Raw genomic sequence first — 24,862 nt, 5'->3', positions numbered from 1 at the left:
CCGGGACGAGGGGAGGGGCGTCAGAACAGCGGCCAGGGGACGGCGGGCATGTCGCCGCGCGGCCGCGGGAAGCGGCCGACCCGCAGCAGCCGGTCGCACCGGCCGACGAGCGCCGTCAGCTCGCGCCCCGTGAGCAGCTCCGCGAGCCGCAGGCCGAGGTCGTCGTCGAGCGCGGCCCGGACGCGCTCGACGCCCGCCAGCTCCTCGTCGTCGAGGCGCTCGCCGACCCAGCCCCACAGCACCGTGCGCAGCTTGTGCCCCTCGTGCAGCGTGACGCCGTGGTCCACGCCGAGGCGCCGGCCGTCGGCCATGGGCAGGACGTGCCCGCCCTTGCGGTCGGCGTTGTTGAGCACCACGTCGAGGACGGCCATCCGGCGCATCGCCGGGGAGTCCTCGTGGACGACGGCCACCGCGCGGTCGTCCTCGTCGGTCCCCTCCATGACGGTCCGCCAGCCCTCGGCCGGGACGGCCTCGACCGGGACGACGTCCACGGGGTCCTGCGCCGGGTCCTGCTCCTGCCAGAGCTGCACCATGCCGGGCCCGTGCGGCCCGTCGCGCAGCCAGGTCAGCGGGACGACGCCCCAGCCCGTGGCCTCGGAGACGAGGTGCGCCGCGACCTCGCGCTGCGCGAGCGTCCCGTCGGGGAAGTCCCACAGCGGCCGCTCGCCGGAGACCGGCTTGTAGACGACGGCGACCCCGTCGACCCGGCCGAGGAAGGTCGCGTTCGACGCGACGGTGATCCGCCCGAGGAGCTCCAGCTCCCCGTGGTCGAGGTCGGCGTCGGGGGGGACGTCGAGCGTCACGGGCCGTCGGGAGCCGCGCAGTCGTGCCCGTCCTCGTCCACCGGCCGGCCGCAGCGGGGGCACGGCGGCCGGCCCGCGCGGACGACACGCCGGGTGCGGTCGGCGAACGCGCGCGCCGTCCCCACCGGGATCCGCACGAGGAGGACCTCGCTCGGCTCGGGGAGCTCGGTCTCCTCCTCGTCGTCGGAGCCGCCGACGACCGGGAACGCCTCCAGCACCACCTGGGCCGTGCGGGGGTCGAAGCTCAGGCGCATCGCGCCCGTGCGGAAGTCCTCCTCCACCGGCTGGTCGAGCGGCTCGTCGTCGAGGAGCTCCGCCGGGGTGCCGGACGGGACGCTGTGGCGGTTGCCCTCGTCGGCCATGAGCTGGTCGAGCAGCTCGTCGAGCTTCTCCGCCAGCAGGGCGGACTGCTCCTTCTCCAGCGCCACGCTGGCGATCCGCGGACCGCTGCGGACCTGCAGGTAGAAGGTGCGGGACCCGGGGCGCCCGACGGTCCCGACGACGACGCGGTCGGGCCAGTCGAACTCGTGGACGAGGGTCGGCATGGGGCCACTCTAGGAGCGGGGGGCGCCGCCGTCGTCCCCGGGGGCGGCCGGGCCCGCGCCGCCGCCCACAGGTGCGTCCGCGACGGGTGCCGGGGCCGCCAGCCAGGACAGGTCGCCCCCGTCCGTGTTGGTGCTGACGACCTCCCGGCGGCCCGTGCCGTAGCGGACGACCGACACCGACGCCGGGCCGACGGCGATGCGCTGGAACAGGTCCAGGTGCATGCCGAGGGCGTCGGCGAGGACGGCCTTGATGACGTCGCCGTGGCTCACCGCGGCCCACACGGCCGCCGGCCCGTGCGCGGCCTCCACCGCGGCGTCGTGCCGGCGCACGGCCGCCACCGCCCGGGCCTGCATCGCCGCCATCGCCTCCCCGTCGGGGAACACCACGGCGGACGGCTGCGACTGGACCGCCGACCACAGCGGCTCCTGCGCGAGGTCCTTGAGCAGCCGGCCCTGCCACGTGCCGTAGCCGCACTCCGTGAGGTCCTCGTCGACCACGACCTCGGGCGTGCCGCCCTGCCGCGCGAGCAGGGCGTCGGCGGTCTGCCGGCAGCGCTCGAGCGGGCTGGTGACGACGCGGGCCAGCGGCACGGGCGCGAGCCGCTCGCCCGTCCGCTCCGCCTGCGTCGTGCCGGTGGCGTCGAGGAGGACCCCGGCGGTCCGGCCGGCGAGCACCCCGTCGACGTTGGCGGTGGTGCGTCCGTGCCGGACGAGGAGGACGGTGGCCACCCCGCGACCCTACGGCCCGCCGTCCGGCGGGGCCTCAGGCCTCGCGTTCCTCGTCCTCGTCGGCGTGCACGACGAGGACCGTCCCCGGCGCGTCGCGCACGACCGCGTGGCTCACCGACCCGAGCAGCAGCCCGCGGAAGGCCCCGAACCCGCGCGACCCGACGACGAGCAGCCGTGCACCGGCCGCCCGCCCGACGAGCGCGGGCACCGGGTCCCGGTCGACGACCTCGGCGCGGATCGTCACCCCCGGCCTGCCGGCGGACAGCTCCGCCACCGCGTCGGCGAGGGCCCGGCGGGCGGGCGCGTCGCCGTCGGCCGGCCCGACGACCGGTGGCAGCCGGCCTGGTGTCGGGGCCGCGGGGCGGGCGTGCAGCACGAGCAGCGGTGCCTCGTACCGCTGCGCGGCCTCCGCCGCGAGCGCGGCGGCCGCCAGCGACGCGCGAGACCCGTCGACGCCCACGACGACGGGCGCGCCGGCGGCCCGCGTCGTCGGTGACGTCGTCGTCGGCGGAGCGCTCGTCGCCGACGCCGCGGTCACTGCACCCGCGGTCGCCGACGCCGCCGCCGCCGTCTCCGAGGCCGTGTCCCGCACGACGGCGACCGGGCACCGCGCGTGCGCCGCGAGGTGGGCGGCGACCCTGCCGACTCCCTGCGCACGCCCGGCCCCGACGACGAGCAGCTGCGCCGACGCGGACAGCGCGCGCAGCCCGGGCACGGTCGGTCCGTGCACGAGGTGCGTCGACACGGTCACGAGCGGACGCCCGCGGAGCACCTCGGCGAGCTGCGCCTCGAGGTACTCCTTCGCGGCCCGCCCCAGGCCCGCGTCCTCGACGAGCGGGTACCAGCTCCAGGTCGGCATGTCCTGCGGCTCCTGGTAGGCGCGCACGAGGACGGCCGGCGCTCCGCGCAGCTCCGCCTCGCGCAGCCCCCACGCGAGCACCTGCGCGCTGCCGGCCGACCCGGCCAGTGCGATCAGGACCGGACCGTCGGTGCGCATCGCGACTCCCTCCGTCGGGGCCGGCGCTCGTCGGGTCGTCGTCGAACGCCTCCTCCAGCCTGGGCACATCGCACGGCGTCCAGGTGGGACGGAGGTCCTGCACGTCCGGTGGCGGGGTGGTCGGGGCGGGGGCACGGTGGGGCGATGACCGAGGACGCCCCCCGCAGCTTCGACCCGCAGCAGCCCGACCTGCCGAGCCTGGCGGTCGACCCCGACCCAGACGGCACGCCCGAGGAGCCGCAGGACACGAGCCTGCAGCCGCTCGACGAGGACGGCTCCGCCCGCCCGTAGGGTGGGCGCATGACCCGGGTCGCTGTCGTCGGCGGCGGCCCGGCCGGCCTGATCGCCGCCGAGGTGCTCGCCGGTGCCGGCATCGGGGTGACGGTCCACGACCGCATGCCGTCCGTGCCGCGCAAGTTCCTGCTGGCGGGCCACGGCGGCCTCAACATCACGCACAGCGAGGACGTCGGGCGGATGCTCGAGCGCTACGGCGCGTCCGCCGAGCGGCTGGCCCCCGCGCTCGCGGCCTTCGGTCCCGACGACCTGCGCGCCTGGTGCGCCGACCTCGGCGAGCCGACGTTCGTCGGGTCGAGCCGCCGGGTGTTCCCCGCGTCCTTCCGCGCGACGCCGCTGGCCCGCGCGTGGCTGGCACGCCTCGCCGGGCTCGGCGTCCGGCTCGAGCGGCGGCAGCGCTGGGAGGGCTGGGGCGACGACGGCGCGCTGCGGTTCCGGGCCGAGGACGGCACGACGAGCGAGGTCCGCGCCGACGCCACCGTCCTCGCGCTCGGCGGTGCGTCCTGGCCGCGGCTCGGGTCGGACGGCGGCTGGGTGCCGGTCCTCGCCGCGCGGGGCGTGGAGGTCGCAGCGCTGCGGCCGGCGAACGTCGGGGTCCGGGTCGGCTGGTCGGACGTGTTCGCGGAGCGCTTCGCGGGCACGCCGCTGAAGCACGTGGCGGTCTCCGTGCGTCCGCCCGTCGGCGGTGCCCCGGTGCCGGCCGTCCGCGGCGACGCGATGGTCACGGCCGCCGGCCTCGAGGGGGGTCCCCTGTACGCCCTCGGGGTCGCGGTGCGCGAGGCCCTCGACGCCGACGGCCGCTGCGTCCTCGAGCTGGACCTGCGCCCCGACCGCTCGACGGACGAGCTCGTCGAGCGGCTGCGGCGCCGCCGGCCGAAGGACTCCGCCTCGAGCTGGCTGCGGCGCGCGCTGGGGCTCGACCCCGTGTCCGTAGGCCTCCTGCGCGAGGCCGGCGGCGGCCGCCTGCCGGACGACCCGGATGCCGTCGCCGCGCTCGTGCGCGCCGTGCCGGTGGTCGTCACCGGCACCATGCCGATCGCGCGGGCCATCTCGACGGCCGGCGGCGTGGCGTGGTCGGACGTCGACCCCTCCTTCATGCTCCACCGGCTGCCGGGCACCTTCGTCGCGGGGGAGATGCTCGACTGGGAGGCGCCGACGGGCGGCTACCTCCTGCAGGCGTCCTTCAGCACCGGCGTGGCGGCGGCCCGCGGGGTCCTGAAGTGGCTGGGCACGTCGGAGCCGTCGGCTGGCGGACCCGACGTCTGACTCAGCCCTCCGCCAGCCGGCTCGACAGCAGCGCGAGGGTGGCGGTGCCGGCGTGCAGCAGGTCGACCCGCACGCTCTCGTCGCTGTCGTGCCAGTGGTCCTCGACGAGCCCGGTCCCGAAGAACACCACCGGCGCGCCGAGGGACGAGGCCAGCAGGTCCGCCGGTGCACCGCCGCCGTTGCGCATCTGCCCGACCTCGCGCCCGAACCCCTCGGCAATAGCCTGCCGGAGGGCCGCGACGGCCGGCACGTCGTCGGGCGTCCGGTACGCCTCCTGGGCGGTCTCCAGCGCGATCTGCAGCGCGTGCGGCACGGACGGCCCGAGCGTGTCGGCGACGAAGGTGCGCAGCGCCTCGGCCACCCGCTCGACGCGCTGACCCGGCACCGTGCGGATGCTCATCGCCGCACGCGCCACCGCGGGGGTGACCGCGCGCAGCGGGCCCTCCACGTCGCCGGCGACCACCGAGGTGACCTCCAGCGCCGGTCGCAGCCAGAGCCGCTCGAGGACGGAGTACCCCTCCTCCCCGCCGACGCTGCGCGTCTCGCTGCGCGCGAGCCAGTCCTCGTCGGAGTAGGGCAGGGCCGCGATCGCCGCCCGCTCGGACTCGTCCGGCGGCAGGACGTCGTCGTAGAAGCGGGGCAGGGCGATCCGTCCGTCGGGCCCGACCAGCGCGGCCACGAGCCGGCAGAGCGCGAGGACCGCGCTCGGTGCCGGCCCGGACACCGCCCCGCTGTGCGCGTCCCGTTCCGGGCCGTACACCTCGAGCTCGGCGCTGAGGACGCCGCGGATCCCCAGGCACACGGCCGGGGCGTCGGCGCGCCACAGCAGGGTGTCGGAGAGCACGACGAGGTCCGCGTCCAGACGGGGCCGGAACCTCTCGACGAGCCCGGCCAGGTGCGGGGAGCTCTGCTCCTCCTCGCCCTCGACGAGCAGCTTGAGGTTCACGGCGGGCACGTCGCGTCCCGTGGCCGCCAGGTGGGCGCGCACGGCCCACCGGCCAGCGCCGGTCGCACGTGCGCGAGGAGCGCCGCGACGGCCTCCACGGCCGGTACGGGCGCGAGCCCGAGCGGGTGCACCAGCACGTCGTCGAGCCCGGACCGGCTGGCCCGCTAGGCGGCCATGCGCAGGATCGTCGTCGGCACGTCGGGGGCGGGTTCCCCGGCCCGCCACTCCGCGGCCGCGGTCTCGACGAGCGCCCGGCACAGGACGGCCAGCAGCGCCACATCGGCCGGGTCGAGGCAGACGTCCGCCACCCGGACCTCGACGGTCGGGTAGCGCGCGGACAGCCGGGCGTCGAAGTAGACCATCCCCTCGTCGAGCGGCACGCCGGTCGCCAGCAGCGCCGCGACCTCCGCGCGGTACCGCTCCGGCGAGCCGAAGAGGTCGGTCGGGCCGGCGCCCGGCCACCGGACCCAGGCCTGCGTGCGATAGCTGGCGTAGCCCGTGTCCTGGCCGTCGCGGTAGGGCGAGTTGGCCGACAGCGCCAGCAGCACCGGGAGCCACGGCCGGATGCGGTCGAGGACGGCGACGCCCTCGTGCGGCGAGGCGACGGCCACGTGCACGTGGCAGCCCGAGGTCAGCTGCTCGCTGCACGTGATGCCGAAGGCGCGGGCGATGGCGTCGTACCGGTCGCCGGGGGCACGGGTGGGGACGACCGGCAGCGGCGAGCAGGCCAGGGCCGCGGCCCGGGCACCGACGGCGCGCGCCGCCTCGTCGGCCGCCGCTCGCAGCCGGCGGAGGTCGTCGAGCAGGTCGTCGGGGGAGGTGCGGGGCGGCGTGGCGGTCTCCACCTGCTCCTGCTGGAGCTCGGCCCCGAGCGGCGGCGCGACGACGGGGGTCCCGGAGCCCGCGTCCGTGCCCGACGTGCTCGCGGCGAGCAGCGCCGCGGCCGCGAGGGCCTGGGGGGCGCGGGGCACGGGACGTCCCGTGCGCGGGTCGACGAGGAGCAGCTCCTCCTCGACGCCCATGGTGCGCAGTCCCGTCGGGGCGGCGACCGGGGCCGCTCCGAACGCGGCGAGCGCCAGGGCGTCGGCCACGAGGGGGGAGGGGGACGCGGGTGCGGTGGGCGCGGTGCCCGGTCGCAGCAGAGGCGTCGCCGTGGCAGCACGGCGCCGGGTGGTCGGCAGCATGGTGGTCTCCGTCGCTCGACGGCGAGGCCGGCAGGCTCTGCACCGGCGGGCCGCGACCGGCACCTCTGCCGGCGGGGCCGGACAAGCGTCGCACCGGCCCGCCTCCGCCGCACCACGACGACGACGACGGGAGCGTCCGCGCCCAGCACCCCGCGCGCGGACGCGTCCTCGTCAGAGCCCGAAGCCCGTGCGTCGTGGGGCGCCGCCCGGCGGCTGGAGCTGACCGAACACGGCCTCCTGCACCTGGCCGAGCATCCGCTCCGCACCGGCGGCGCCCGCCCGCAGCGCGTCGTGCGCCTCGCGGTTGCACTCGCGGCACAGCGCCGTCCCGTCGAGCAGCGTCAGCGCCGCCCGCAGGGTCCCCTGGTCCAGGTGCCGCGCGCACCACCCCAGCGGGCTCGGCGGCGCGACGTCGCGGATGACCTCGGGCTGCTCGCTCACCCCGTCAACCTAGCCCGGTGTCACCCTGTCGGCCCTGTCGTGGCCTGGCCGCGGGGCGACAGCTCGGACGAGGACGGTAGAGGCCGCCGCAACCGACGGTGCGATGGCCTCTGATGTCGTAGACACGGTGTCGGGCTGACAGCATTTGAACCTGCGACCCCTTGACTCCTAGATCGGCGGGGCCTCCCCCGCCCATTCGCGGTCGAATGTACGGCGCGCCCGGTGGTCACCTCCGCACGCGTGGCGGGCACGCCGTCGGGGCCTTTTCGGAGACCCATCCGGATGGCGGGCAACTGTGGCCAGGCTGAGCCACCGACCCGTAGCGGAGCCCAAGAGCACGACGCAGGGCAGGGGCAAGGGTGGCCGAAGGCCATCGCGGAGCGACGCCGTAGACGCCCTTGGGGTTGGCCGGAGTCGCGCGGATGCTCGGCGGAGGGCCGGCGGCGTGAGACGGCACACCGGCATGGAGCTGCCCCCCAAGCAGGGCGCCATCGCCAGCGGCCCGGTTCTGCCCGCGTGAACCTTTGCTTGCGCGAACGCGAACGGTGGCGCCTGTAGGGTGCAGCCGAGCACACACGCGCCCCGCGCAAGAGCTTGCACGGTGGCGTGATTCCATCGGCGGGCGAAGGACTGTTACGTGGACATCATCTCGTTCTTCAATCACAAGGGCGGCGTGGGCAAGACAACACTGCTGTTCAACGTTGCTATCGCCTTGGGGCGGACGGGGAAGCGTGTTCTGCTCGTCGATGCTGACGCCCAAACAAATCTCACAGGCACTGCTATCGATGCGGTCACGTATGAGGACATCGTCGAAAGACAGAGCACTAGCTACCATGCCCTGGTGCCGGTCATCCAAGGATCCGGGGAGCCGCGTGAACTGACGCCGGCGGAGATTCGAGACAACGTGTGGATCCTACCTGGACACATCAGACTCAGCGAGTATGAGGAAACGTTGTCGCAAGCGTGGACCGACAGCCTCGCCGGACGCTATCAAGGATTTCAGCGGACAACGGCGCTGCAACGCATGATTTTGCAGGTGGCTAGCAGCGTAGAAGCGGATGTCGCCTTCGTTGACGTAGGCCCAAGCGTTGGGCCTCTCAATCGGGTGGTGCTTCTTGGCTCTAGTGGATTTGTGCTCCCCCTCGCCCCAGACTTGTTTTCCCTCACGGCACTGCCAAGCGTGGGCAGGAGCCTGGCCGACTGGATTGCAGAGTGGAAGGTTGCGCTCTCACAGGGCCAGCGCACTGGGGTACTTGAAGCCTTCCCGGAAGGCCTCTTCACAGGGACCCCGTCGCCACTTGGTTACGTCAGCCAACAGTTCGCCAGTTACCGCAGCGCTCCCGCGGCCGCTTTTCAGAGATGGCTCGACGACATACCCACCGCCTACCATGATAGTGTCGTCGAAAAACTGCGAGCTGAAGGCGTTGCGACCCCGAGCGGCCCAGGCGAAATCGGCACAGTGCGAAACTTGTCGAGCCTGGTTCCCATGGCGCAAGAAGCGAATGCAGCCATCTTCGAACTGAGCGGTTCAGAAGCGCGCGGGTCACAATACACACGCGCGCGTGACACTGAATCTGACTTCCAGCAACTGGCGCTGACCATTATGGCGCGGCTAGGTGAAGTGCAATCGCCAGAGTCCGTCGCATGAGTCGCAGTGTTGTCATCTGCGACACGAACGTACTGCCGACACAGGGGTCACCAGACAGCGCCTACTGGCGGGCTGTCACCCGCATCTGTCGGGCGAAGGGCATCGAGTTGGCCATTACGGAAGTTATCCGGCACGAAGTGCTTAACCGGCGGCGCGAGGCGGCCGCCGAGGCGGTAGAGGCACTCCGAAAGGGACACGCCGCAGTTTCTCGCTTGACTGAACTGGAGCCGCTCTACATCCCAGATGTGGAAGACCTGGTCGCTGCTTTCGCCCGTGAGCTGGAAGCGAAATTCTCGGTCTTGGAGCTCCATGGTGATGACGCTAAGGAAGCGTTACGGCGAGAGGCAGCTAGGCTCCCACCCGCGAGAAGAGGAGTCGGAGCTCGGGACTCTGCCATCTGGCTGTCGGCGGTACGGCTTGCGCGGGCTGGCGCAACGGTATACCTCGTTACACAGAATTCCAATGACTTCGGGAAGACTAGCCTCCTTCCAGATCTGGAGGCTGAGCTCGACGGTTTGGCCGGTTCCGTCCTCTACGTCCCAACCATGAAGGCCCTTCTGGATCAAATCGCTCCCAGCATCGTGGCGCCGGAGATGAACTGGGGTATGGTGAACGGCCTAGCCGCATCGCAACTCCTCTCAGAAGCGCTACTGTTCGTAGTTCTAGAGGGAGAGTCGGCCGACGACGTGGAAACGACACCGGAGTTGTTGTCCCCTTCGGTGGGCGCGGCGTACGAGGTTGATGGCAAGGGGTTGCTCAACTTCCATGCAGCGACTCGCCTGGAAGCAGCTGGATTCGCGGCGACTAGCACCGTGCAGGGGTGGATAACATTCGACCCTGCAACTGGCACAGCGCTCGCGGTCGACCTGTCCGACTTCGACTGGATCAAGGAAGCGAACGCGGATGACGCGAGCTGAGCCTCACCGGGAGGAAACCACTCAGTTGGAGGATTCTCACCCGCGCTCCCGGCAGACTGCGCGGGGCCGAGGACGGCGCGTAAGCGGCGCCCGCAGGCGCGCGCCGGCGAAACCGGCGCCTTGATACACGAGAGCCGAAATCGGCAGCCGGATGCAGCAACAGATGCAGCAACTCGACGCAACGACTCGATAATGCGCAATCAAGTTGCACATTATCACCCAGGTAGGTGGCGTGCTGGTAGCCGTTATGTGAGGATGGCTTCGTGAACGAGGCTGACGACAGCGAGTGGACCGTGGTCCATCCGTGCGAACTCGTTGCGACCTTTCTTGTCCCGCTTCCCGACCCGATCCCACTTCCAGACTCGAGCATTCTCCCGACCTACAGGCGGCTTGAACAAGCGGCGATTCGCATTCTCGAGCCGTGGCTGGACGAGTTGTGGTTGCAACGCGCAGACCAGTCGGCGATCATGATGTGCCGTGACGCATTCGCTGCGGATGACGCCGAAAATGGACCGGTCAACTGGTCGAACAAGTACGCACTTGTAACGTCGATTCAGTTTCACCAGACCTTCAGTGACGCCGGCCTACGGCTCGGCCTTGAACCGGCCATGAGGCTAGCTCATGTTGTCGCCGGGCCGCGGCTCACAACGGAGGAGAAGAGGAACGCTCTCGACCAGTTCGACGTTGAGGGAAGCGCCGGCGCGCCTGGCCTCCGGGATATCGGGTTGGGCGCAGTAACGGTCGCCGAATGCCGCGTGGGGCTGCGCATCATCGGAGAGTTGCCGGATCTCGAAAGCCCACTCACACGCGGCACGGGCGGAGATGCGCCTTTCGGGCCGCTGGAGTCGGATCGGATATTTCCAGATGAGATTTCTATGTGGCAATGGCGCAAGTTCCCGGAAGGGATGGCGCCCGACAGTGAACTCGTAGAGCGACGCCTTCGAGCGGCGTTGGATATTGCGCTGACAGAACTGCGAACGATACAGCGTGCCGCACAGGCTGTCCGGCGATCGCCTACTGTTATCGCTTCCCTTGAGCGCCTCCCGCTTGTCGTGCCCGTAGTGATTCGTTTTGCGGGTGGGATCGGCCGTCCGGATGGCGGGGCGCATACGGTCCTTCTCGCGACACATCCCAACACGGAGCATCTCCACGTGCCAGAGCCCTTCACTGATGATGAGATGCAGACGGTAAACGACGCGCGGCATAGAATCGACGATGGGCCTTTTGCTGCTCACTTGGACGTGCACCGAGAAGCGCACGTCGCGCTGACGCGGCTCGGGGACTACCGGCTCGCCGCGCTGCTCCTTGGAATATCCGCTGAGTCGCTGATCGACGAACTCATTCTGCACCTTATGTGGGAGGAAGGTCAGCTCCCTGAGTACGTAGCAAGGGATTGGCTTGAGGGTCTCGACGCGCGAGCTCGCGCGTTTTTGCCGGCTCGTCTTCTCAGACCGTGGGACGTTAAGGCTCGGAACCCGATCGGAGTCTGGGCACAAGACGTAGCCGCCCTCCGGCACCGGGTGGCTCATGCCGCGTACAGGCCTAATCTCGATGAGAGTCGCCAATCCTTCTTTGGTGTCAACGAGCTTGTGGCGTTCTTCTGTGATCGTCTGGCCAGCCCGGAAATCCTGAAGAAGTATCCGCGAACAGCGCTGGCCCTGGCCGGTGAGACGGGCTTGCGGAAACGCAATGCGTACACGAACCGTGTTCGCAATCTGCAAAATGATGCGTCTGAGGTCGCGTGGACTGAGACTTTCCAACGTTGGCGCGAGTCATGGAGGCGTACCAGACGGGATCAAACGGCGCGGGTTCGGGTGCCGGACGATCGAGGCGCGTGGCTAATCGCGGTGCGTCATCCCGATGGCTTGCTCCTGTGGGTTCGACACGACCGGAGTCAGCACCTCGCAATCGAGGTAGACGTGGAGACCGGCGACCTGCCCGCGGGTTTCGTAGATCGCTTGCACGGAATCGCAGATGTTGCTCACCATTCGCATGGCTACACTTTGCCAGTCTCGATAGCGGTCGAGCATCGCGCAAGGACGAGCCCGCGACCCAAGGCAATCTGGGTCGAGGACTACCACCACGTTCCACTAACCGGAGTCATGGTGGACGGCTCTGACCACCGTCATCCGGTCGATATCGGTATTGCACCGACGCTTTCGTAAACCAGTCATTCGATCAGGCGGCAAGTAAGAGATCGCCCACTAGATCGGTTTCGGTGACTGCTAGGAGTACGTGGCAGTTTCTCCACCGATGCTCGCGACGAGCTGGAGCGAGCTCGTGAGCCGGCTCGGCTACCCGGCGCTCGTCCGCCACGGTCTGCGGCACACCGCGTTCACGTGGATGGCGGACAGCGGCGTGCAGCTCTACGTGTTGCAGCGCGTCGCGGGCCACCACGATCCGGCTGCCACGGCGCGCTACCTGTACCCCGATCACGGCGCCGTTAGGGACGCCGGCGGGGCGTTCTCGGCCTGGTGGGACTCAATGGGGACCAGAAGTTCGGTGCAGGCGGCGTCGCGCTTCCTCGTGCCGTGAACCAATAGGGCCCCGACCTGCGTAAGCAGATCGAGGCCCTGTGGTCGGGCTGACAGGATTTGAACCTGCGACCCCTTGACCCCCAGTCAAGTGCGCTACCAAGCTGCGCTACAGCCCGCCGCTCCCCGCAGGGAGCGCGACGACTCTACCGCACGCACACCGGCCCTAGAGCACGGGCACCGCCAGCGGCGCGGCGGGCGCCGGGGACGGGCGCACGGCGTCGACGGCCTCGAGGATCGCGTCCAGGACCGGCTCGCGGTCGAACTGGCGGGCGTGCTCGCGGGCACCGGCCAGGAGCGCCTCCCGCTCGAGGCCGGGCATCGTCACCGCGCGGTCCAGCGCCGCGGCCAGCGCCGGGGGGTCGGAGACGGGGACGAGGATCGCGTGGTCGCCCACGGCCTCGCCGATACCGCCCGTCGTCGTCGTGATGACGGGGCCACCGCCGGCCAGCATGACCTCGGCCAGCGCGATGCCGAACGTCTCGACGAACTCCGGCAGCGGCTTGCTGGGCAGCGCGTAGGCGGCGCAGGCAGCCATGAGGTGGCGCTTCTCCTCGTCGTCGACGTCGTCGAGGAAGCGGATGTGCGCGGCGCGCGGGGACGCGGCCGCCAGCTCCCGGTACAGCCCCGCCTGCGGCCCCGTGCCGGCGACGACGAGCTCGACGCCCTGCGTCGCGCGCGACAGCCCGAACGCCTCGATGAGGTCCTCCACGCCCTTGGCGGGCATGAGCCGCGAGAGGAACAGGACGTACCCGTCCCGCTGCAGCCCACGGGCGGCCAGCACCTCGTCCGTGCGCGCCGGGTCCAGCTCGAGGTACGGCCGGACGTCGATGGCGGGGTACGAGACCTGGACCCGCTCGGACAGCCGGGCGGCGAAGGTGGTGCCGTGCCGGGCGTCGACGGCCGCGGCCTCGGCGACGACGAGCTCGGCGGTGTACCGGGACACCGCGAGGACGACGTCGTGGTCGAGGTACGCCGTGAGCACGTGCGCGGCCGCGCCGAACCGGTCCTCCGCCACGGCGGCGCGCACGACGTTCGTGACGTCGGACCCGACGGCCTCCGCCACGGTCACGAGGTCGACCGGCAGGCCGGTGCCGCGCGCGATCCTCGCCGCGTCCGCCACGGCCACGGCGTGCGGGCTCAGGTACAGCGACACGGCGACCGTGGGCACCCCGTCGGTGAACAGCTCGACGAGCCGCCCGGTCAGCCCGGCCAGCCAGCGACCGTCGGGCACCTTGTAGTCCCCGACCGGGGCGGGACGCTCGACGACGACCCCCTCGCGGTAGGGCAGCACGCGGTCCAGCGGCTTGAGCGGCAGGCCGGAGCGCTCGAGGACGTCCAGCGGCCAGGTGAGGATCCGCACCTCGTCGAACCCGCGGTCCAGCGCGGCCTCGGCGAGGTTGCGCGCCTCGCCCGAGTGGCCGCAGATCACCGGGTCGGCGCGCACGACGACGACGAGGCGTCGGTCGGGACGGCGGGCGGCGGTCGGCGTGGTGGTCATGTCGGTCCTCGGGGTGCGGGGGGTCGGGGGAGGGCGGCGGGGCCGCGGGTGCGGCGGCCGGGTCGCGCGGGTGACCGCGCGTCGTACCGGCCGCCGGGTGGGGTCAGCGTTTCGTCGTCGGCACGGTCCCGACGCTGCGCGGGGCGGGACCGGTCGCGGACGGCGGCCGGACCGTCGTGCCCCAGCCGGACGGCTGCGGCCCCAGCTCGACGACGACGTGCCCGCCGCGGTGCACCTCGGTGCCGGACAGCCACGGACGCTCGAGCGGGATGCCGTCCACCTGCACCGCCTGCACGTACTGCGCCGGGCCGCCCGGCTCGGGTTCGACGAACCCGACGGTGTCGATCTCCAGCTCCCGCCCGGTGCCGAGCGCGAGGCGGGCGTGCCGCCACGCCGGTGCGTTGAGCAGGAACAGGTTCTGCCCGGCGACGGGGAACAGGCCCAGCGAGGCCCAGACGTACCAGGAGCTCAGCCCGCCGGAGTCGTCGTTGCCCGGCAGGCCGCCGCGGCCCGTGCCGAACTGGTGCTGGACGACGGCGTGCACGACCTCCGCCGTGCGGTCCGGCCGGCCGGCGTACTGGTAGGCCCACGGGGCCTCCATGTCGGGCTCGTTGTTGAGCCCCTCGAACCGGTCGAGCGCGTACCCGGCGGCCATCTCCTCCAGCGTCGGGGCCGGCCCCGGCTGCACGACCGGCCCCGCGCCGTGCCCGAAGAACCGGTCCAGCAGGCCGACGAAGGCCTCGTCGCCCCCCGCCAGCGCGATGCGGGACGCCATGTCGTGCTGCAGGCGGAAGGAGTAGTTCCACCGGCCGCCCTCGTAGAACTCGGAGTCCCGGAGCAGGCCCGTGCGCTCGTCGTAGGCGTTGGCCCAGCGGGCGGCCAGGGGGACGAGCTGCTCGACGAGCGCGCGGTCGCCGACGTGCGCCGCCACCTGGGCGGTGCACCAGTAGCCGAACGCCAGGTCCAGCGTGTGGCTGATGGGGTGGGCGCGCCCGCGCAGCAGGAAGTCCTCGCCGTACCCGCGCCGCAGGTCCATCACCATGTGCACCAGCGCCCAGTCCCAGTCCATGCCGGGCAGGCCGAGCTGGCACAGATCGGAGAAGAAGGTGTGCGCGAGCGCGCTGCCCTGCCGGGAGAAGCGGTCGGCGCCGCGAGCCATCCGGTAGCCGATGGGCAGGTTGCCCTCCTCCTCGGCGATGTGCAGCAGCGCCTCGCCCAGCTCCACCGCGCGCTCGGGGAACAGCGTCGTCACCAGCGGCAGCTGCGTGCGGTAGACGTCCCACATCGTCGCGAGGTCGAAGGCGAAGGGGCCGGGCGTCGGCCAGAACGGGCTCTCGTCGCGGGCGAGGCACGGCTTGATGAGCGAGTGATACACCGCGGTGGACAGCACGGCCTGCTTCGCCGACGAGGGCGTGTCGACCGTGACCGTCTCCACGTGCTCCCGCCACGTCTCCGCGGTCGCGGCACGGCGGCGCACGAAGCTGCCCTCGCGCGGCCCGCAGTCCGCCTCGAGGTTGGCCCGCGCCTGCTCGACGCCGCGCAGCGAGAACCCGAACCGCAGCTCCACGGTCTGCCCCGGCTCCGACGGACCCGCCCACATGAGGCCGAACGGGCGCAGGGTCGTCGGGCGGATGCGGTCGAAGTCCAGGCGCGTCCCGCCGGGCATGAGGCGCCGGTCGTACCAGAGCATCTGGCGCCAGCGGAACGCGTCGCACTCCACGTGCACGGCCAGCGGCGCGCCCTCCACCGCGATCTCGCCCTGCGCCTGCCCGGGCCCGACGAGGTCGAGGTGCGCGCGCAGGGGCACCGTCCTCCCGTACGGGATCACCAGGCCGCCCATCGACAGGTCGATGACGACCCGGGCGTCGCGGTGCGCCGGGAAGGTGTAGCGGTGCACGGCGCTCTTCGGCCCGACGGTGAGCTCACAGCGGATGCCCGACGAGAGCGTGGCGGCGTACCAGCCCGGCTCGGCCTCCTCGTCGACGACGTCCCACAGCTGCCCGAGGTCGTCGAGCGGCTGGAGCATCGGCGTCGTGCGGACGTAGTTGTAGTACTTGCGGATGGCGCCGGTGCCGGACTGCTGGAAGTGCGTGAAGCCGGAGGCGACCGGCCGGTCGTGGAGGGACGCGGGGATGCCCTCGAGGCTGAGGTCGTACAGCCCGTAGCCCGTGGGGTAGGCCCCCGAGTAGGCGCACGCCGAGACCATGCCGAACGGGTACGTCGCGCCGGGGTGCGTGTTGCCCACCTGCGGCTTGGGCCACCACCACGTCGCCGCCAGGCCCGTGGGCGGCGGCAGGTCGGTGACCTGCGTCCCGATGAACGGATCGACGTCCTCGTACACCGCACCTCCGTCGTCGTGCCGACCTGCCGTCCCGTCGCGCGGCGGGTGGGCGGGACCTGCTCCCGACGACGTCGTCGCGCACCGGGCGTGCGCACCGGTCCGGCGACGCTACGGCCCGTGTGTGTCCGGCAGGTTGCCGGGCGGTGACGGTGGGGACGAGCACGACGGGACGCACGTCACGCCGTCGGCGCCCGCGGTCGCCACCGTGGCGGGTGCGGCAGCCGTTAGGGTCGGGCGCCGACGGCTGCAGCGGTCGTCGTCCCGACCCCGGAGGTCCGCCCACCGTGTCTGCCGTGCCGTCCCGTCCCCGCCTGGTCGCGTTCGACCTCGACGACACCCTCGCGCCGTCGAAGTCCCCGCTCGACCCGCGCATGGCGGACCTGCTCGTGGCGCTGCTGGACCAGGTCGAGGTCTGCATCATCAGCGGCGGCCAGTTCGGGCAGTTCGACATGCAGGTCGTGCAGAACCTCCCGGCGGAGGCGGCCGCGTCGTTCTCCCGCCTGCACCTCATGCCGACGTGCGGCACGCAGTACTGGCTGTTCGTCGACGGCACGTGGCAGCAGCAGTACGCGGAGAACCTCACCGACGACGAGAAGGCGCGGGCGCTGGCCTCCGTCGAGGCCCGCGCGAAGGAGCTGGGCCTCTGGGAGAGCGAGACCTGGGGCCCGATCCTCGAGGACCGCGGCAGCCAGATCACCTTCTCGGCCCTCGGCCAGGCGGCGCCCGTCGCCGCGAAGTCCGCGTGGGACCCGACGGGGGAGAAGAAGTCGACCCTGCGCGCGGCGGTCCAGGCGGACCTGCCCGACCTCGAGGTCCGCTCCGGCGGGTCCACCTCGGTCGACATCACCCGCAAGGGCATCGACAAGGCGTACGGCATGAGCCGGCTGGCAGAGCTCACGGGCATCGACCTGCAGGAGATGCTGTTCGTCGGGGACCGGCTCGACGAGGCCGGCAACGACTACCCCGTCAAGGCGCTGGGCGTGCCGTGCCACGCGGTCGAGGGCTGGGAGGACACGGCCGCCTACCTCGACGACCTCATCCCGCGCCTGGCCGCGCAGGCCTGACCCCAGGCGCACCACGCAGCACCGGACGCCCCCGACCGTCGACAGACGGCCGGGGGCGTCCTAGCGTCGGCAGCATGTGCCGGAACATCACGACCCTGCGCGGGCTCGAGCCCGGGGCGACGCCCGCCGAGATCGAGGCGGCCGCCCTCCAGTACGTCCGGAAGGTCTCGGGCGTCACGGCGATCAGCGAGACCACGCGCCCGGCGGTCGAGGCGGCCGTCGCGCGGATCGTCGCCGCGACGACGGAGCTGCTCGACACCCTGCCCGAGCGGCGCCGCCCGCCGGCCACCGTCCCGCCGCTGCGCCGGCCGGAGGTCGTCGCGCGCATCGAGGCCCGCCGGGCCGCGAGCGTCTGACCCCTCGCGCGCGCCGGCGGCCTGTCCCGCTGCGCTCAGGGCAGGGCGGTTACAGCACCCGGGCCGGCTCGACGAGGCGCGGGATGCCCGCCGGCGCCGCCGCGGACAGCGCGAGGTACCGCGCCTCGGCCCGGTGCAGGCGGATGTGCTCGTCGAGCGACCACGTCGGGCCGTTGACGAGGGCCATCCCGCAGGCGCACGCGATGCTCGTGCGCCCGTCGGGCAGCGTCTGCAGGCTGCCGACCGTGGTGTGCTCGGTCGCCGCGCGGACCTTCGCCCGGCGCATGCCGGCGCTGACGGCCTCCGTGACGTCGTCGGCCGCGGTGGGCAGCGACTCCGGGGACACGGACCGGGACCTCAGCGACGCACGGCGGCGTCGGGCGCGTGCAGGGAGACGTCGGGGTCGCCGGACGTCAGCAGGTCGCCCTCGCCCGCTGCCGTCGCCGGTCCGCCGGCCGGGACGCCCCCGCGCGGCGCCCGCGTGCCGGGCAGCTGCCCCGCGAGCGTCGGCATGAGGTCGAGCAGCGTCGGCGTCCACGCCGCCAGGCGGTCCGGGAAGCACCGCTGGAGCAGGTCGACCATCGTCGCCACCGCGGTGGAGGCGCCGGGGGAGGCCCCCAGGAGCCCGCCGATGGAGCCGTCGGCGGCGGTGATGAGCTCCGTGCCGAACTTCAGCACGCCGTCCGGGGCGATGACCTGGACGCGCTGCCCGGCGGTGATGAGCTCCCAGTCCCGGTCCCGCGCCGTGGGCATGAAGGCCTGCAGGGCACGCAGCCGCGCGGTCCGGCCGGCCGTCACCTCGCTGATGAGGTACTTGAGCAGCCCGACGTTCCGGAGCCCGACGAGCACCATCGGCCACAGGTTGTCGGGCCGCACCGAGCGGATGAGGTCGGTCCACGAGCCGCTCTTGAGAAACTTCATGCTCCACCCCGCGTAGGGGCCGAACATGATGGAGGCCCGCCCGTCGACGACGCGGGTGTCGAGGTGCGGGACCGACATGGGCGGAGCGCCGATCTCGGCCTTGCCGTAGACCTTGGCCTGGTGCCGGGCGGTCAGCGCCGGGTCGGTGGCGCGCAGGAACTGCCCGCTGATGGGGAACCCGGCGTAGCCCTTCGCCTCGCGGATCCCCGAGCGCTGCAGCAGGCGCAGGGCCCCGCCGCCCGCGCCGACGAAGACGAAGCGGGCGTCGAGCGTGCTGCCCTCCCCGCCGTTCCACCGCCGGTCCTTCACTGTCAGCCGCCAGCCGCCCTCGCGGCGCCGCTTGAGCCGGGTCACCTCGGCGTGCGTGCGGACCTCCGCACCGCGCCGGCGCGCGTCGTCGAGCAGCAGGAGCGTGAGGGCGCCGTAGTCGACGTCCGTCCCCTCCGGCGCGTACGTGGCGGCGACGGGCTCACGGGTCCCGCGCCCCTCCATGACGAGGGGCGCCCAGCGCGCGATCTGCGCCGGGTCGTCGGAGAACTGCATGCCCGCGAAGGACGGGTGGGCGGCCAGGGCGCGGTGGCGCCGGCGCAGGTAGTCGACGTTCTGCGCGCCCCGCACGAAGGTCATGTGAGGGGTGACCGAGAGGAAGGGGGACCCGGCGGGCAGCCGGCCCGAGCGCTCGAGGTGGTCCCACAGCTCGCGCGAGAGGCGGTACTCGTCGTTGATGACGACGGCCTTCGAGATGTCGATGCTGCCGTCGGCGCGCTCGGGGGTGTAGTTGAGCTCGCACAGGGCGGCGTGGCCCGTGCCGGCGTTGTTCCAGGCGTTGGAGCTCTCCGTCGCCGGCTCGCCCTCGCGCTCGAGCACCCGGATGGTCCAGGTGGGCTCGACGGAGCTGAGGATCGCGGCCAGGGTGGCGCTCATGATGCCGCCCCCGACGAGCGCGACGTCCACCACTTCGTGCTGTGTCACCCCTCGATGGTAGGTGCCCCCACCTGAGGAGCGACACGCGGGTCGCGCAGAAGAACCGCCGAACGGTGTCGTCCCGGTCACGTCCGGGGGATGATCGGCGCATGCGCCAGCACCGCGACCTCACCTCCGACCCGTCGGCCGAGGGCATCGCCCTGCCGGAGCCGCCGACCGAGGGCACGGACGTCCGCTCCGGCGGCGACCCGCGCCGCGGCCCGCGCTCGCTGAACGCCGCGGAGCTCGCCGCCGACGACGAGCAGCTCGCCGCGGGCGACGAGTGGGACGACCCGGACCGGCTGTAGCCGACAGGGCGAGCGCGTCAGGCGTCGGGCAGCAGCCCGCGCCGGCGTGCCTCGTCGAGCAGAGCGTCGCCGTCGGGGCCCTGCAGGACCTCGACGGGCAGCTGGTCCTCGGCCCCGGTGCCCGTGCCGGCCGCGGGCCCGCCCCTGTCCGCCGGGCGCTGCGGCACCGGCACGGGGGCCCCGTGGGCCAGCACGTGCTCGGCGAAGGTGAGCTGGCGCAGCAGGACCGCACGCACGCGGTCCGGGTGCCGGCGGACCACCTCGGCGTAGACCTCGGGGTCGCGCTGGCCGTCGTCGCCCACGAGCAGCCAGCGCACCTGCGGGAGCTCGGTCACGAGCCGCTCGAGCTGGGCGCGCTTGTGCTCACGGCCGCTGCGGAACCAGCCGGTGTTCGTCGGTCCCCAGTCGGTGAGCAGCAGCGGGCCGCCCGGGTACCGGTGCCGGTGCAGGAAGCGCGCGATCGCGGGCCCGGCGTTCCAGGCCCCGGTCGAGAGGTAGACGACGGGGAAGCGCTCCTGCCCGCCCGTCAGAGCGGCGTAGAGCCGCGACATCCCCGGCACCGGCTCGCGCGCGCTCTCGGACCGGACCAGGACGTTCCAGGCGGCGACGAGGGGTCGCGGGAGCCGGGTCACCATGACCGTGTCGTCGATGTCGCTGACGAGGCCCACCTGCTCCTCCGCGCCGACGACGTGGATGCGCGCGGTGCTCGACCGGCCGTCGACCGAGGTGAGGACGACGTCGTGCCAGCCCGGTGGCAGGTCCGAGGAGACGACGACGTCGACGTAGCCGCCGCGGTCCGCCGGCAGGTCGTGCTCGACCGTGCCGATGCGGGCGTGCAGCCGGCCGCCGGGCACCTGGGCGGTGGCGAACGACCGCCAGCCGCGGACGGCGGGCGCGTCCTCGGGGGCGCCCGCCTGCTCGGCGCCGCCCGCGCCCGGCAGGTCGGCGTCGGCCACGGCGGGCGCGGCCAGGACGACGCGGGCGAGCACCCGCACCCACCCGGGCCCGCCGTAGCCGGCGTACGCCTCGACCCGCTCGGTCCACCCGCGCCGCCGCAGCACCGCGACGACGCGGCGGTTGAGCCGGTCCTCCCAGCGCGCGGCCGCGTGGGGCCGTCGGGAGACGGCCCCACCCGCGCTCGTCGTCGTCACGCCGCGTGCCCCCGCGCCGGTCGCGTCCGCGTCAGTGGTCGGCGGAGCCGTGGGCGGCCTGGGCGTCCGCCGCGGCCTGCTTCTCCGAGCTCGCGTCCTGCGTCGTCAGCGAGCCGCCGGCGTTCTCGAGGTGCGCGCGCACGAACCAGTGGAACAGCTCGAGCTCGTGCAGGTGCCCGATGAGCATGTCGTTGGTGACGTCGTCGACGCCCTCGGTCTCCTCGGCCGCCTTGCGGTGGTCGCTGATGACGCCGGTGTAGACGAGATCGAGCGCGCCGAGGTGGGCGATGGCGCCCTCACGGCCGAGCGAGTAGTCGTCCCACGTGCGGCCGGCGACGATCGCCCCCGGCGTCCCGAGCGGCGAGCCGCCCAGGGTGGCGATGCGCTCGGCCACCTGGTCCACCATCTCGCGGACGGCGTCCACCTGCGGGTCGAGCATCTGGTGCACGGAGATGAAGTGCGGGCCGACGACGTTCCAGTGCACGTGCTTGAGCGTGAGCGCCAGGTCGTTGAGGGCGTTGAGCCGGTCCTGGAGGATCTCGGCGACCTTCGCGCCGTCCTCCGGGGACATCGTCGGGACCGTGTAGCGGGGCAGCTGCCGTGCCATGGTGTGCGCTCCTTCGTCGCGGACCTGCGGTCCGCCTCGTCTGGGGTCGTGCGCCGGGAGGGCGTCACGCTGGCGCGGCCGCTCCCGGCCCCGGTCGCGCCGCCGTCGACCACCGTGCCCTAGCCGTCCGGCGCCCGCATCCCGGCACCGCGGGCCACGTCCGTGCCGGCGAACGGGTCCGTCCCGGCGTCGAGCCGCGCGAGCACCTCGTCGGGCGTCAGCTGCGTGAGCCCGGGCCCGATCTCGTCCCACGTCCGGGGCGCGGCGACGTGCGGCCGCTCGCGCCCCCGCAGGGAGTACGGCGTGATCGTCGTCTTCGCGGGGTGGTTCTGGGACCAGTCGAGGAGGACCTTGCCGCCGCGCACGTCCTTGCGCATGACCCAGGTGACGAGGTCGGGGTGGTCCGCGGCGACCGCCTGCGCGAGGTCCTTGGCGTACGCGTGCACGTCCATGGCGCCGCGCAGGTCGCCGCGCAGGTCGGCACGGTGGGACGGCAGCGGCGCGTAGAGCTGCAGCCCCTTGCTGCCCGACGTGACCGGCACCGGCTCCAGCCCGTCCGCCCGCAGCCGCTCGGCGACGAGGTGCGCGACCTCCGCGCACTCGGCCAGGCCCGCCGGCGCACCCGGGTCGAGGTCGACGACGAGCCGGTCCGGCGGACGCACACCGCCGCGCGGCCCCACACGCCACTGCGGCGTGTGCAGCTCGAGCGCCCCGCCATTGGCCGCCCACACGAGGCCGGCGGCGTCGTCGAGGAACGGCAGGTCCAGCACCGTCCCCTCGTCGTCGTCCCGGCGGCCACGCCCACCACCGCGGCCACCGCCGCCACCACCGCCGCCACCACGACCGCCGCCGGCGCCGGGTGCCGCCGGGAGCCGCAGGTGCCGCACCCAGTCGGGGGCGCCGCGGGGGACGTTCTTCTCGAAGAACCGCTCGTCCGCCACGCCCTCGGGCCAGCGCACCCGCGTCACCGGACGCCCGCGGAGCTGGGGGAGGAGGGCGTCGGCGGCGTGCACGACGTAGGACAGGACGTCGGCCTTCGTCGTGCCCGTGGCCGGGTAGAGCACCTTGTCCAGGTGGGTGACCCGGACGTCGCGTCCGTCGACGCGCAGGCGCTGCGGCGGGGCCGGCGTCACGTCCGCTCCCACGGGTCGGCGGCGGCGTCCGTGCGCCGGCCGCGCACGACGGGCTGCCGCAGGCGCCCCGTCGGCATGCGCGTGAGGTAGGCCAGCTCGACGACGAGCACCGGCTCGCACCAGTGCGCCCCGCGCGCGTCCACCGCCGGGACGGGCTCGTCGAACGGGCTCGTCGCCCGGGCCAGCGGCTCCAGCGCCGCCCGGAGGTCGGCCGCCACCGCCCCGGTCAGCCCGCTGCCCGCACGACCGAGGAACCGCAGCGCGCCGGTCGCGTCGGGCGCGCCGAGCAGCAGCGCCCCCAGCCGCCCGGAGCCCGTGCTCTCCTCCCGCCACCCGCCGACGAGCGCGGTGCGGCCGTGCCGGTGCGCCGCCTTCACCCAGTCCCCCGACCGCCGCCCCGCCCGGTAGGGGGAGTCCCGCCGCTTGGCCACGACCCCCTCCAGGCCGTGCGCGCGCGTGACCGCCCACAGCTCGTCGACGTCCGGGTAGGCCGGGGACAGCTCGACGTGCTCCGGCAGCGGGAGGTCGGCCAGCGCCGCCCGCCGCTCGACGAGGGGCCGTGCCGTCAGGTCCTCGTCGCCCGCGGCGAGGAGGTCGAACACGAGGTAGGTCACCGGACGCGCGGCGGCGAGCTGCGCCGCGCGGCGCGCGTCGCGCACGTGCATGCGCTCGGCGAGCGCGGCGAAGGACGGCACGCCGGCGTCGAGCGCGACGACCTCCCCGTCGAGCAGCACGCCGGGCAGCCCGGCAAGGCCCGCGAGCTCGGGGTACGCCGTCGTGACCTCCAGCCCGTTGCGGCTCAGGAGCCGCGGGACGGGCCCGCGGGTGTCGCCCAGGACCCGCACGCCGTCCCACTTCACCTCGTACAGCCAGCCCTCGCCGCGCGGGAAGGCGGGGCCGAGGTCGTCGCGCCCGGCAGCCCGGTCGGGCGCCGGGGTGGCGAGCATGGGGTCCACGGGTCCATCCTGCCCGTGGGTGCGCCCGCGGGGCGCGCCGGTGTTGGCCTGCACGGACGTGCCGCCGACGGGCCGCCCAGGCGAGAGGATGCACCGATGCGACCGATCTGGAAGGGCGCCGTGGCCTTCGGGCTCGTCAACGTCCCGGTCAAGCTCTACGGCGCGACCGGCGAGCACGAGGTGTCCCTGCACCAGGTGCACCGTGCCGACGGGGGGCGGATCCGCTACAAGAAGGTCTGCAGCATCGACGGCGAGCCCGTCGAGATGGCGCAGATCGCCAAGGGCTACGAGACGGCCGACGGCGAGCTCGTCGTGCTCACCGACGACGACCTGGCGAACCTCCCGCTGACGACGAGCCGCGAGATCGAGGTGCTCGAGTTCGTGCCGGCGGAGCAGGTCGACCCCATCCTGCTCGGCAAGACGTACTACCTCGAGCCCGACAAGACGGCGGCCAAGCCCTACGCGCTGCTGCGCGGTGCCCTGGAGCAGTCGGAACGCATGGCGGTGGTCAAGGTGGCGCTGCGCCAGCGCGAGTCCATGGCCGTGCTGCGGGTGCGCGGCAAGGTCATCTGCCTCCAGACCCTGCTGTGGCCCGACGAGGTGCGCGCCGCCGACTTCCCCGTCCTCGACGCGGAGGTGAACGTTCGACCCCAGGAGCTGACCATGGCGTCCTCGCTGGTCGAGTCCCTGGCCGCCGACTTCGACACCTCCGAGTTCCACGACCGTTACGAGGCCGCGCTGACGGCCCTCATCGAGCAGAAGATCAGCGCGGGCCGCACCCAGGCCGTGCCCGCCGTCGAGGAGCCCGCGGGCGGCGGGGGCGGCGAGGTCGTCGACCTGCTCGCGGCGCTGCAGCGCAGCGTCGAGCGCGCGCGCGCCGGTCGTCCGGCGGGCGACGCGGGCGCGGACGGGACCTCGTCGGGCGCGTCGTCGGGCACGTCGTCGTCGGCGGGGACCGCGACGGCCGCCGAGGCCGGTGCCGACGACGACGCCCAGGACGCCGCACCCGCGAAGCCGACGCGCGCCACGCGCTCGCGGAAGAGGACGGAGGACGGCGACGAGCCGGCCCCCGCACGGTCCCGGTCGCGCACGCGCGCAGCGGCCGACGAGGACGAGGCACCGGCACCCGCACGGCGCAGCCGCAGCACGAAGGCGGCGGCCGCACCAACCGACGAGTCCGCGGAGGACACGGGCGAGAAGACGCCGGCGCGACGCACGCGCCGCAAGGCCTCCTGAGGCGTGGCACCCGGCGAGCAC

General features: G+C 73.4%; 25 protein-coding genes and 1 tRNA gene. 10 read left to right on the top strand and 16 right to left on the bottom strand.

The annotated features are described in order from the left end of the window. Window positions 1-20 precede the first annotated feature (20 nt). Genes BM048_RS13705 through BM048_RS13690 form a run of 4 tightly spaced genes read right to left on the bottom strand, consistent with a single transcriptional unit; the run spans window position 21 to window position 3,074 of the window. Window positions 21-803: an SCO1664 family protein gene (locus tag BM048_RS13705; protein WP_090033900.1), complete on the bottom strand. Its 783-nt coding sequence runs from the start codon at window positions 801-803 to the stop codon at window positions 21-23. Continuing rightward, window positions 800-1,348 carry a DUF3090 domain-containing protein gene (locus BM048_RS13700; RefSeq protein ID WP_090033899.1) on the bottom strand — a complete coding sequence of 183 codons (549 nt, stop codon included), beginning with the start codon at window positions 1,346-1,348 and terminating at the stop codon, window positions 800-802. The genes BM048_RS13705 and BM048_RS13700 overlap by 4 nt, the downstream gene beginning before the upstream one ends. A 9-nt stretch (window positions 1,349-1,357) precedes the next feature. Next, window positions 1,358-2,077, bottom strand: coding sequence for an MSMEG_4193 family putative phosphomutase (locus BM048_RS13695; protein ID WP_090033897.1), 720 nt, complete (start codon window positions 2,075-2,077; stop codon window positions 1,358-1,360). 34 nt (window positions 2,078-2,111) lie between these two features. Further along, a complete protein-coding gene (locus BM048_RS13690) occupies window positions 2,112-3,074 on the bottom strand; it encodes a universal stress protein (protein WP_175499556.1) in 963 nt (320 codons plus the stop codon). 144 nt (window positions 3,075-3,218) lie between these two features. Between BM048_RS13690 and BM048_RS17935 the strand changes: the two genes are divergently transcribed. Together BM048_RS17935 and BM048_RS13680 are read left to right on the top strand one after the other, a co-directional pair. Next, window positions 3,219-3,365, top strand: coding sequence for a chromosome partitioning protein (locus tag BM048_RS17935; RefSeq protein WP_139224461.1), 147 nt, complete (start codon window positions 3,219-3,221; stop codon window positions 3,363-3,365). Between the two features lie 9 nt (window positions 3,366-3,374). Beyond that, window positions 3,375-4,634 carry a BaiN/RdsA family NAD(P)/FAD-dependent oxidoreductase gene (locus tag BM048_RS13680; protein WP_090033894.1) on the top strand — a complete coding sequence of 420 codons (1,260 nt, stop codon included), beginning with the start codon at window positions 3,375-3,377 and terminating at the stop codon, window positions 4,632-4,634. Window position 4,635: 1 nt separating this feature from the next. Here BM048_RS13680 and BM048_RS13675 read toward each other — a convergent pair whose 3' ends face one another. The 3 genes from BM048_RS13675 to BM048_RS13665 all read right to left on the bottom strand — a co-directional run bounded on the left by BM048_RS13675 (window position 4,636) and on the right by BM048_RS13665 (window position 7,205). Continuing rightward, the gene (locus BM048_RS13675) at window positions 4,636-5,622 is read right to left on the bottom strand and encodes a M20/M25/M40 family metallo-hydrolase (protein ID WP_090033892.1); all 987 of its coding nucleotides are present in this window, start codon (window positions 5,620-5,622) and stop codon (window positions 4,636-4,638) included. A gap of 122 nt (window positions 5,623-5,744) precedes the next feature. Continuing rightward, window positions 5,745-6,764 carry a glutamate--cysteine ligase gene (locus BM048_RS13670; RefSeq protein WP_239078863.1) on the bottom strand — a complete coding sequence of 340 codons (1,020 nt, stop codon included), beginning with the start codon at window positions 6,762-6,764 and terminating at the stop codon, window positions 5,745-5,747. A gap of 171 nt (window positions 6,765-6,935) precedes the next feature. Beyond that, a complete protein-coding gene (locus BM048_RS13665; RefSeq protein ID WP_090033891.1) occupies window positions 6,936-7,205 on the bottom strand; it encodes a hypothetical protein in 270 nt (89 codons plus the stop codon). 637 nt (window positions 7,206-7,842) lie between these two features. On the opposite strand from BM048_RS13665, the gene BM048_RS13660 reads away from it, so the two are divergent. The 4 genes from BM048_RS13660 to BM048_RS13645 all read left to right on the top strand — a co-directional run bounded on the left by BM048_RS13660 (window position 7,843) and on the right by BM048_RS13645 (window position 12,305). Further along, window positions 7,843-8,853: a ParA family protein gene (locus tag BM048_RS13660; protein WP_090033890.1), complete on the top strand. Its 1,011-nt coding sequence runs from the start codon at window positions 7,843-7,845 to the stop codon at window positions 8,851-8,853. Continuing rightward, window positions 8,850-9,770 carry a PIN domain-containing protein gene (locus BM048_RS17930; RefSeq protein ID WP_139224460.1) on the top strand — a complete coding sequence of 307 codons (921 nt, stop codon included), beginning with the start codon at window positions 8,850-8,852 and terminating at the stop codon, window positions 9,768-9,770. The genes BM048_RS13660 and BM048_RS17930 overlap by 4 nt, the downstream gene beginning before the upstream one ends. Before the next feature lie 263 nt (window positions 9,771-10,033). Continuing rightward, window positions 10,034-11,935 carry a hypothetical protein gene (locus BM048_RS17925; protein ID WP_139224459.1) on the top strand — a complete coding sequence of 634 codons (1,902 nt, stop codon included), beginning with the start codon at window positions 10,034-10,036 and terminating at the stop codon, window positions 11,933-11,935. A gap of 70 nt (window positions 11,936-12,005) precedes the next feature. Then, on the top strand, window positions 12,006-12,305 hold the full coding sequence (locus BM048_RS13645) for a site-specific integrase (RefSeq protein ID WP_139224458.1): 300 nt from the start codon (window positions 12,006-12,008) through the stop codon (window positions 12,303-12,305). 41 nt (window positions 12,306-12,346) lie between these two features. Here the strand turns inward: BM048_RS13645 and BM048_RS13640 are convergent. From BM048_RS13640 to BM048_RS13630, 3 genes are all read right to left on the bottom strand, one after another. Then, window positions 12,347-12,423 (bottom strand) — tRNA-Pro (locus BM048_RS13640). Window positions 12,424-12,470: 47 nt separating this feature from the next. Further along, window positions 12,471-13,805 (bottom strand): glycosyltransferase, encoded by a 1,335-nt coding sequence (locus BM048_RS13635; RefSeq protein WP_090033883.1) that lies wholly within the window; start codon window positions 13,803-13,805, stop codon window positions 12,471-12,473. Between the two features lie 103 nt (window positions 13,806-13,908). Beyond that, window positions 13,909-16,146 (bottom strand): glycoside hydrolase domain-containing protein, encoded by a 2,238-nt coding sequence (locus tag BM048_RS13630; RefSeq protein ID WP_090033881.1) that lies wholly within the window; start codon window positions 16,144-16,146, stop codon window positions 13,909-13,911. A gap of 293 nt (window positions 16,147-16,439) precedes the next feature. Between BM048_RS13630 and BM048_RS13625 the strand changes: the two genes are divergently transcribed. Both BM048_RS13625 and BM048_RS13620 read left to right on the top strand, forming a co-directional pair. Beyond that, window positions 16,440-17,210: an HAD-IIB family hydrolase gene (locus BM048_RS13625; protein ID WP_090033880.1), complete on the top strand. Its 771-nt coding sequence runs from the start codon at window positions 16,440-16,442 to the stop codon at window positions 17,208-17,210. Between the two features lie 74 nt (window positions 17,211-17,284). Next, window positions 17,285-17,566: a DUF2277 domain-containing protein gene (locus BM048_RS13620; RefSeq protein WP_090033878.1), complete on the top strand. Its 282-nt coding sequence runs from the start codon at window positions 17,285-17,287 to the stop codon at window positions 17,564-17,566. Between the two features lie 49 nt (window positions 17,567-17,615). On the opposite strand, the gene BM048_RS13615 is transcribed toward BM048_RS13620, so the two are convergent. Further along, window positions 17,616-17,912: a hypothetical protein gene (locus tag BM048_RS13615; RefSeq protein WP_308439554.1), complete on the bottom strand. Its 297-nt coding sequence runs from the start codon at window positions 17,910-17,912 to the stop codon at window positions 17,616-17,618. Window positions 17,913-17,923: 11 nt separating this feature from the next. Then, a complete protein-coding gene (gene mqo, locus BM048_RS13610) occupies window positions 17,924-19,459 on the bottom strand; it encodes a malate dehydrogenase (quinone) (RefSeq protein WP_090033877.1) in 1,536 nt (511 codons plus the stop codon). A 101-nt stretch (window positions 19,460-19,560) separates the two neighbouring features. On the opposite strand from mqo, the gene BM048_RS13605 reads away from it, so the two are divergent. After that, window positions 19,561-19,758: a hypothetical protein gene (locus tag BM048_RS13605; protein ID WP_090033875.1), complete on the top strand. Its 198-nt coding sequence runs from the start codon at window positions 19,561-19,563 to the stop codon at window positions 19,756-19,758. A 17-nt stretch (window positions 19,759-19,775) separates the two neighbouring features. Here the strand turns inward: BM048_RS13605 and BM048_RS13600 are convergent, their stop codons facing one another. The 4 genes from BM048_RS13600 to ligD (BM048_RS13585) all read right to left on the bottom strand — a co-directional run bounded on the left by BM048_RS13600 (window position 19,776) and on the right by ligD (BM048_RS13585) (window position 23,596). Further along, window positions 19,776-20,909, bottom strand: coding sequence for an App1 family protein phosphatidate phosphatase (locus BM048_RS13600; protein ID WP_090033874.1), 1,134 nt, complete (start codon window positions 20,907-20,909; stop codon window positions 19,776-19,778). A gap of 31 nt (window positions 20,910-20,940) precedes the next feature. Beyond that, window positions 20,941-21,516, bottom strand: a complete 576-nt coding sequence (locus BM048_RS13595) for a Dps family protein (protein WP_090033872.1) — start codon at window positions 21,514-21,516, stop codon at window positions 20,941-20,943. 119 nt (window positions 21,517-21,635) lie between these two features. Then, on the bottom strand, window positions 21,636-22,649 hold the full coding sequence (gene ligD / locus BM048_RS13590; RefSeq protein ID WP_090033989.1) for a non-homologous end-joining DNA ligase LigD: 1,014 nt from the start codon (window positions 22,647-22,649) through the stop codon (window positions 21,636-21,638). After that, the gene (gene ligD / locus BM048_RS13585) at window positions 22,646-23,596 is read right to left on the bottom strand and encodes a non-homologous end-joining DNA ligase (protein ID WP_090033988.1); all 951 of its coding nucleotides are present in this window, start codon (window positions 23,594-23,596) and stop codon (window positions 22,646-22,648) included. The genes ligD (BM048_RS13590) and ligD (BM048_RS13585) overlap by 4 nt, the downstream gene beginning before the upstream one ends. A 105-nt stretch (window positions 23,597-23,701) precedes the next feature. Here ligD (BM048_RS13585) and ku point away from each other — a divergent pair, with 105 nt between their 5' ends. Next, complete coding sequence (gene ku / locus BM048_RS13580) at window positions 23,702-24,841, top strand: non-homologous end joining protein Ku (RefSeq protein WP_090033871.1); 1,140 nt, start codon at window positions 23,702-23,704, stop codon at window positions 24,839-24,841. Window positions 24,842-24,862 lie beyond the last annotated feature (21 nt).

The organism is Cellulomonas marina (assembly GCF_900111925.1).
GTDB lineage: Bacteria > Actinomycetota > Actinomycetes > Actinomycetales > Cellulomonadaceae > Cellulomonas > Cellulomonas marina.
The sequence above is the reverse complement of the archived record's forward strand: the minus strand, read 5'-3'. Positions and strand labels throughout refer to the sequence as shown.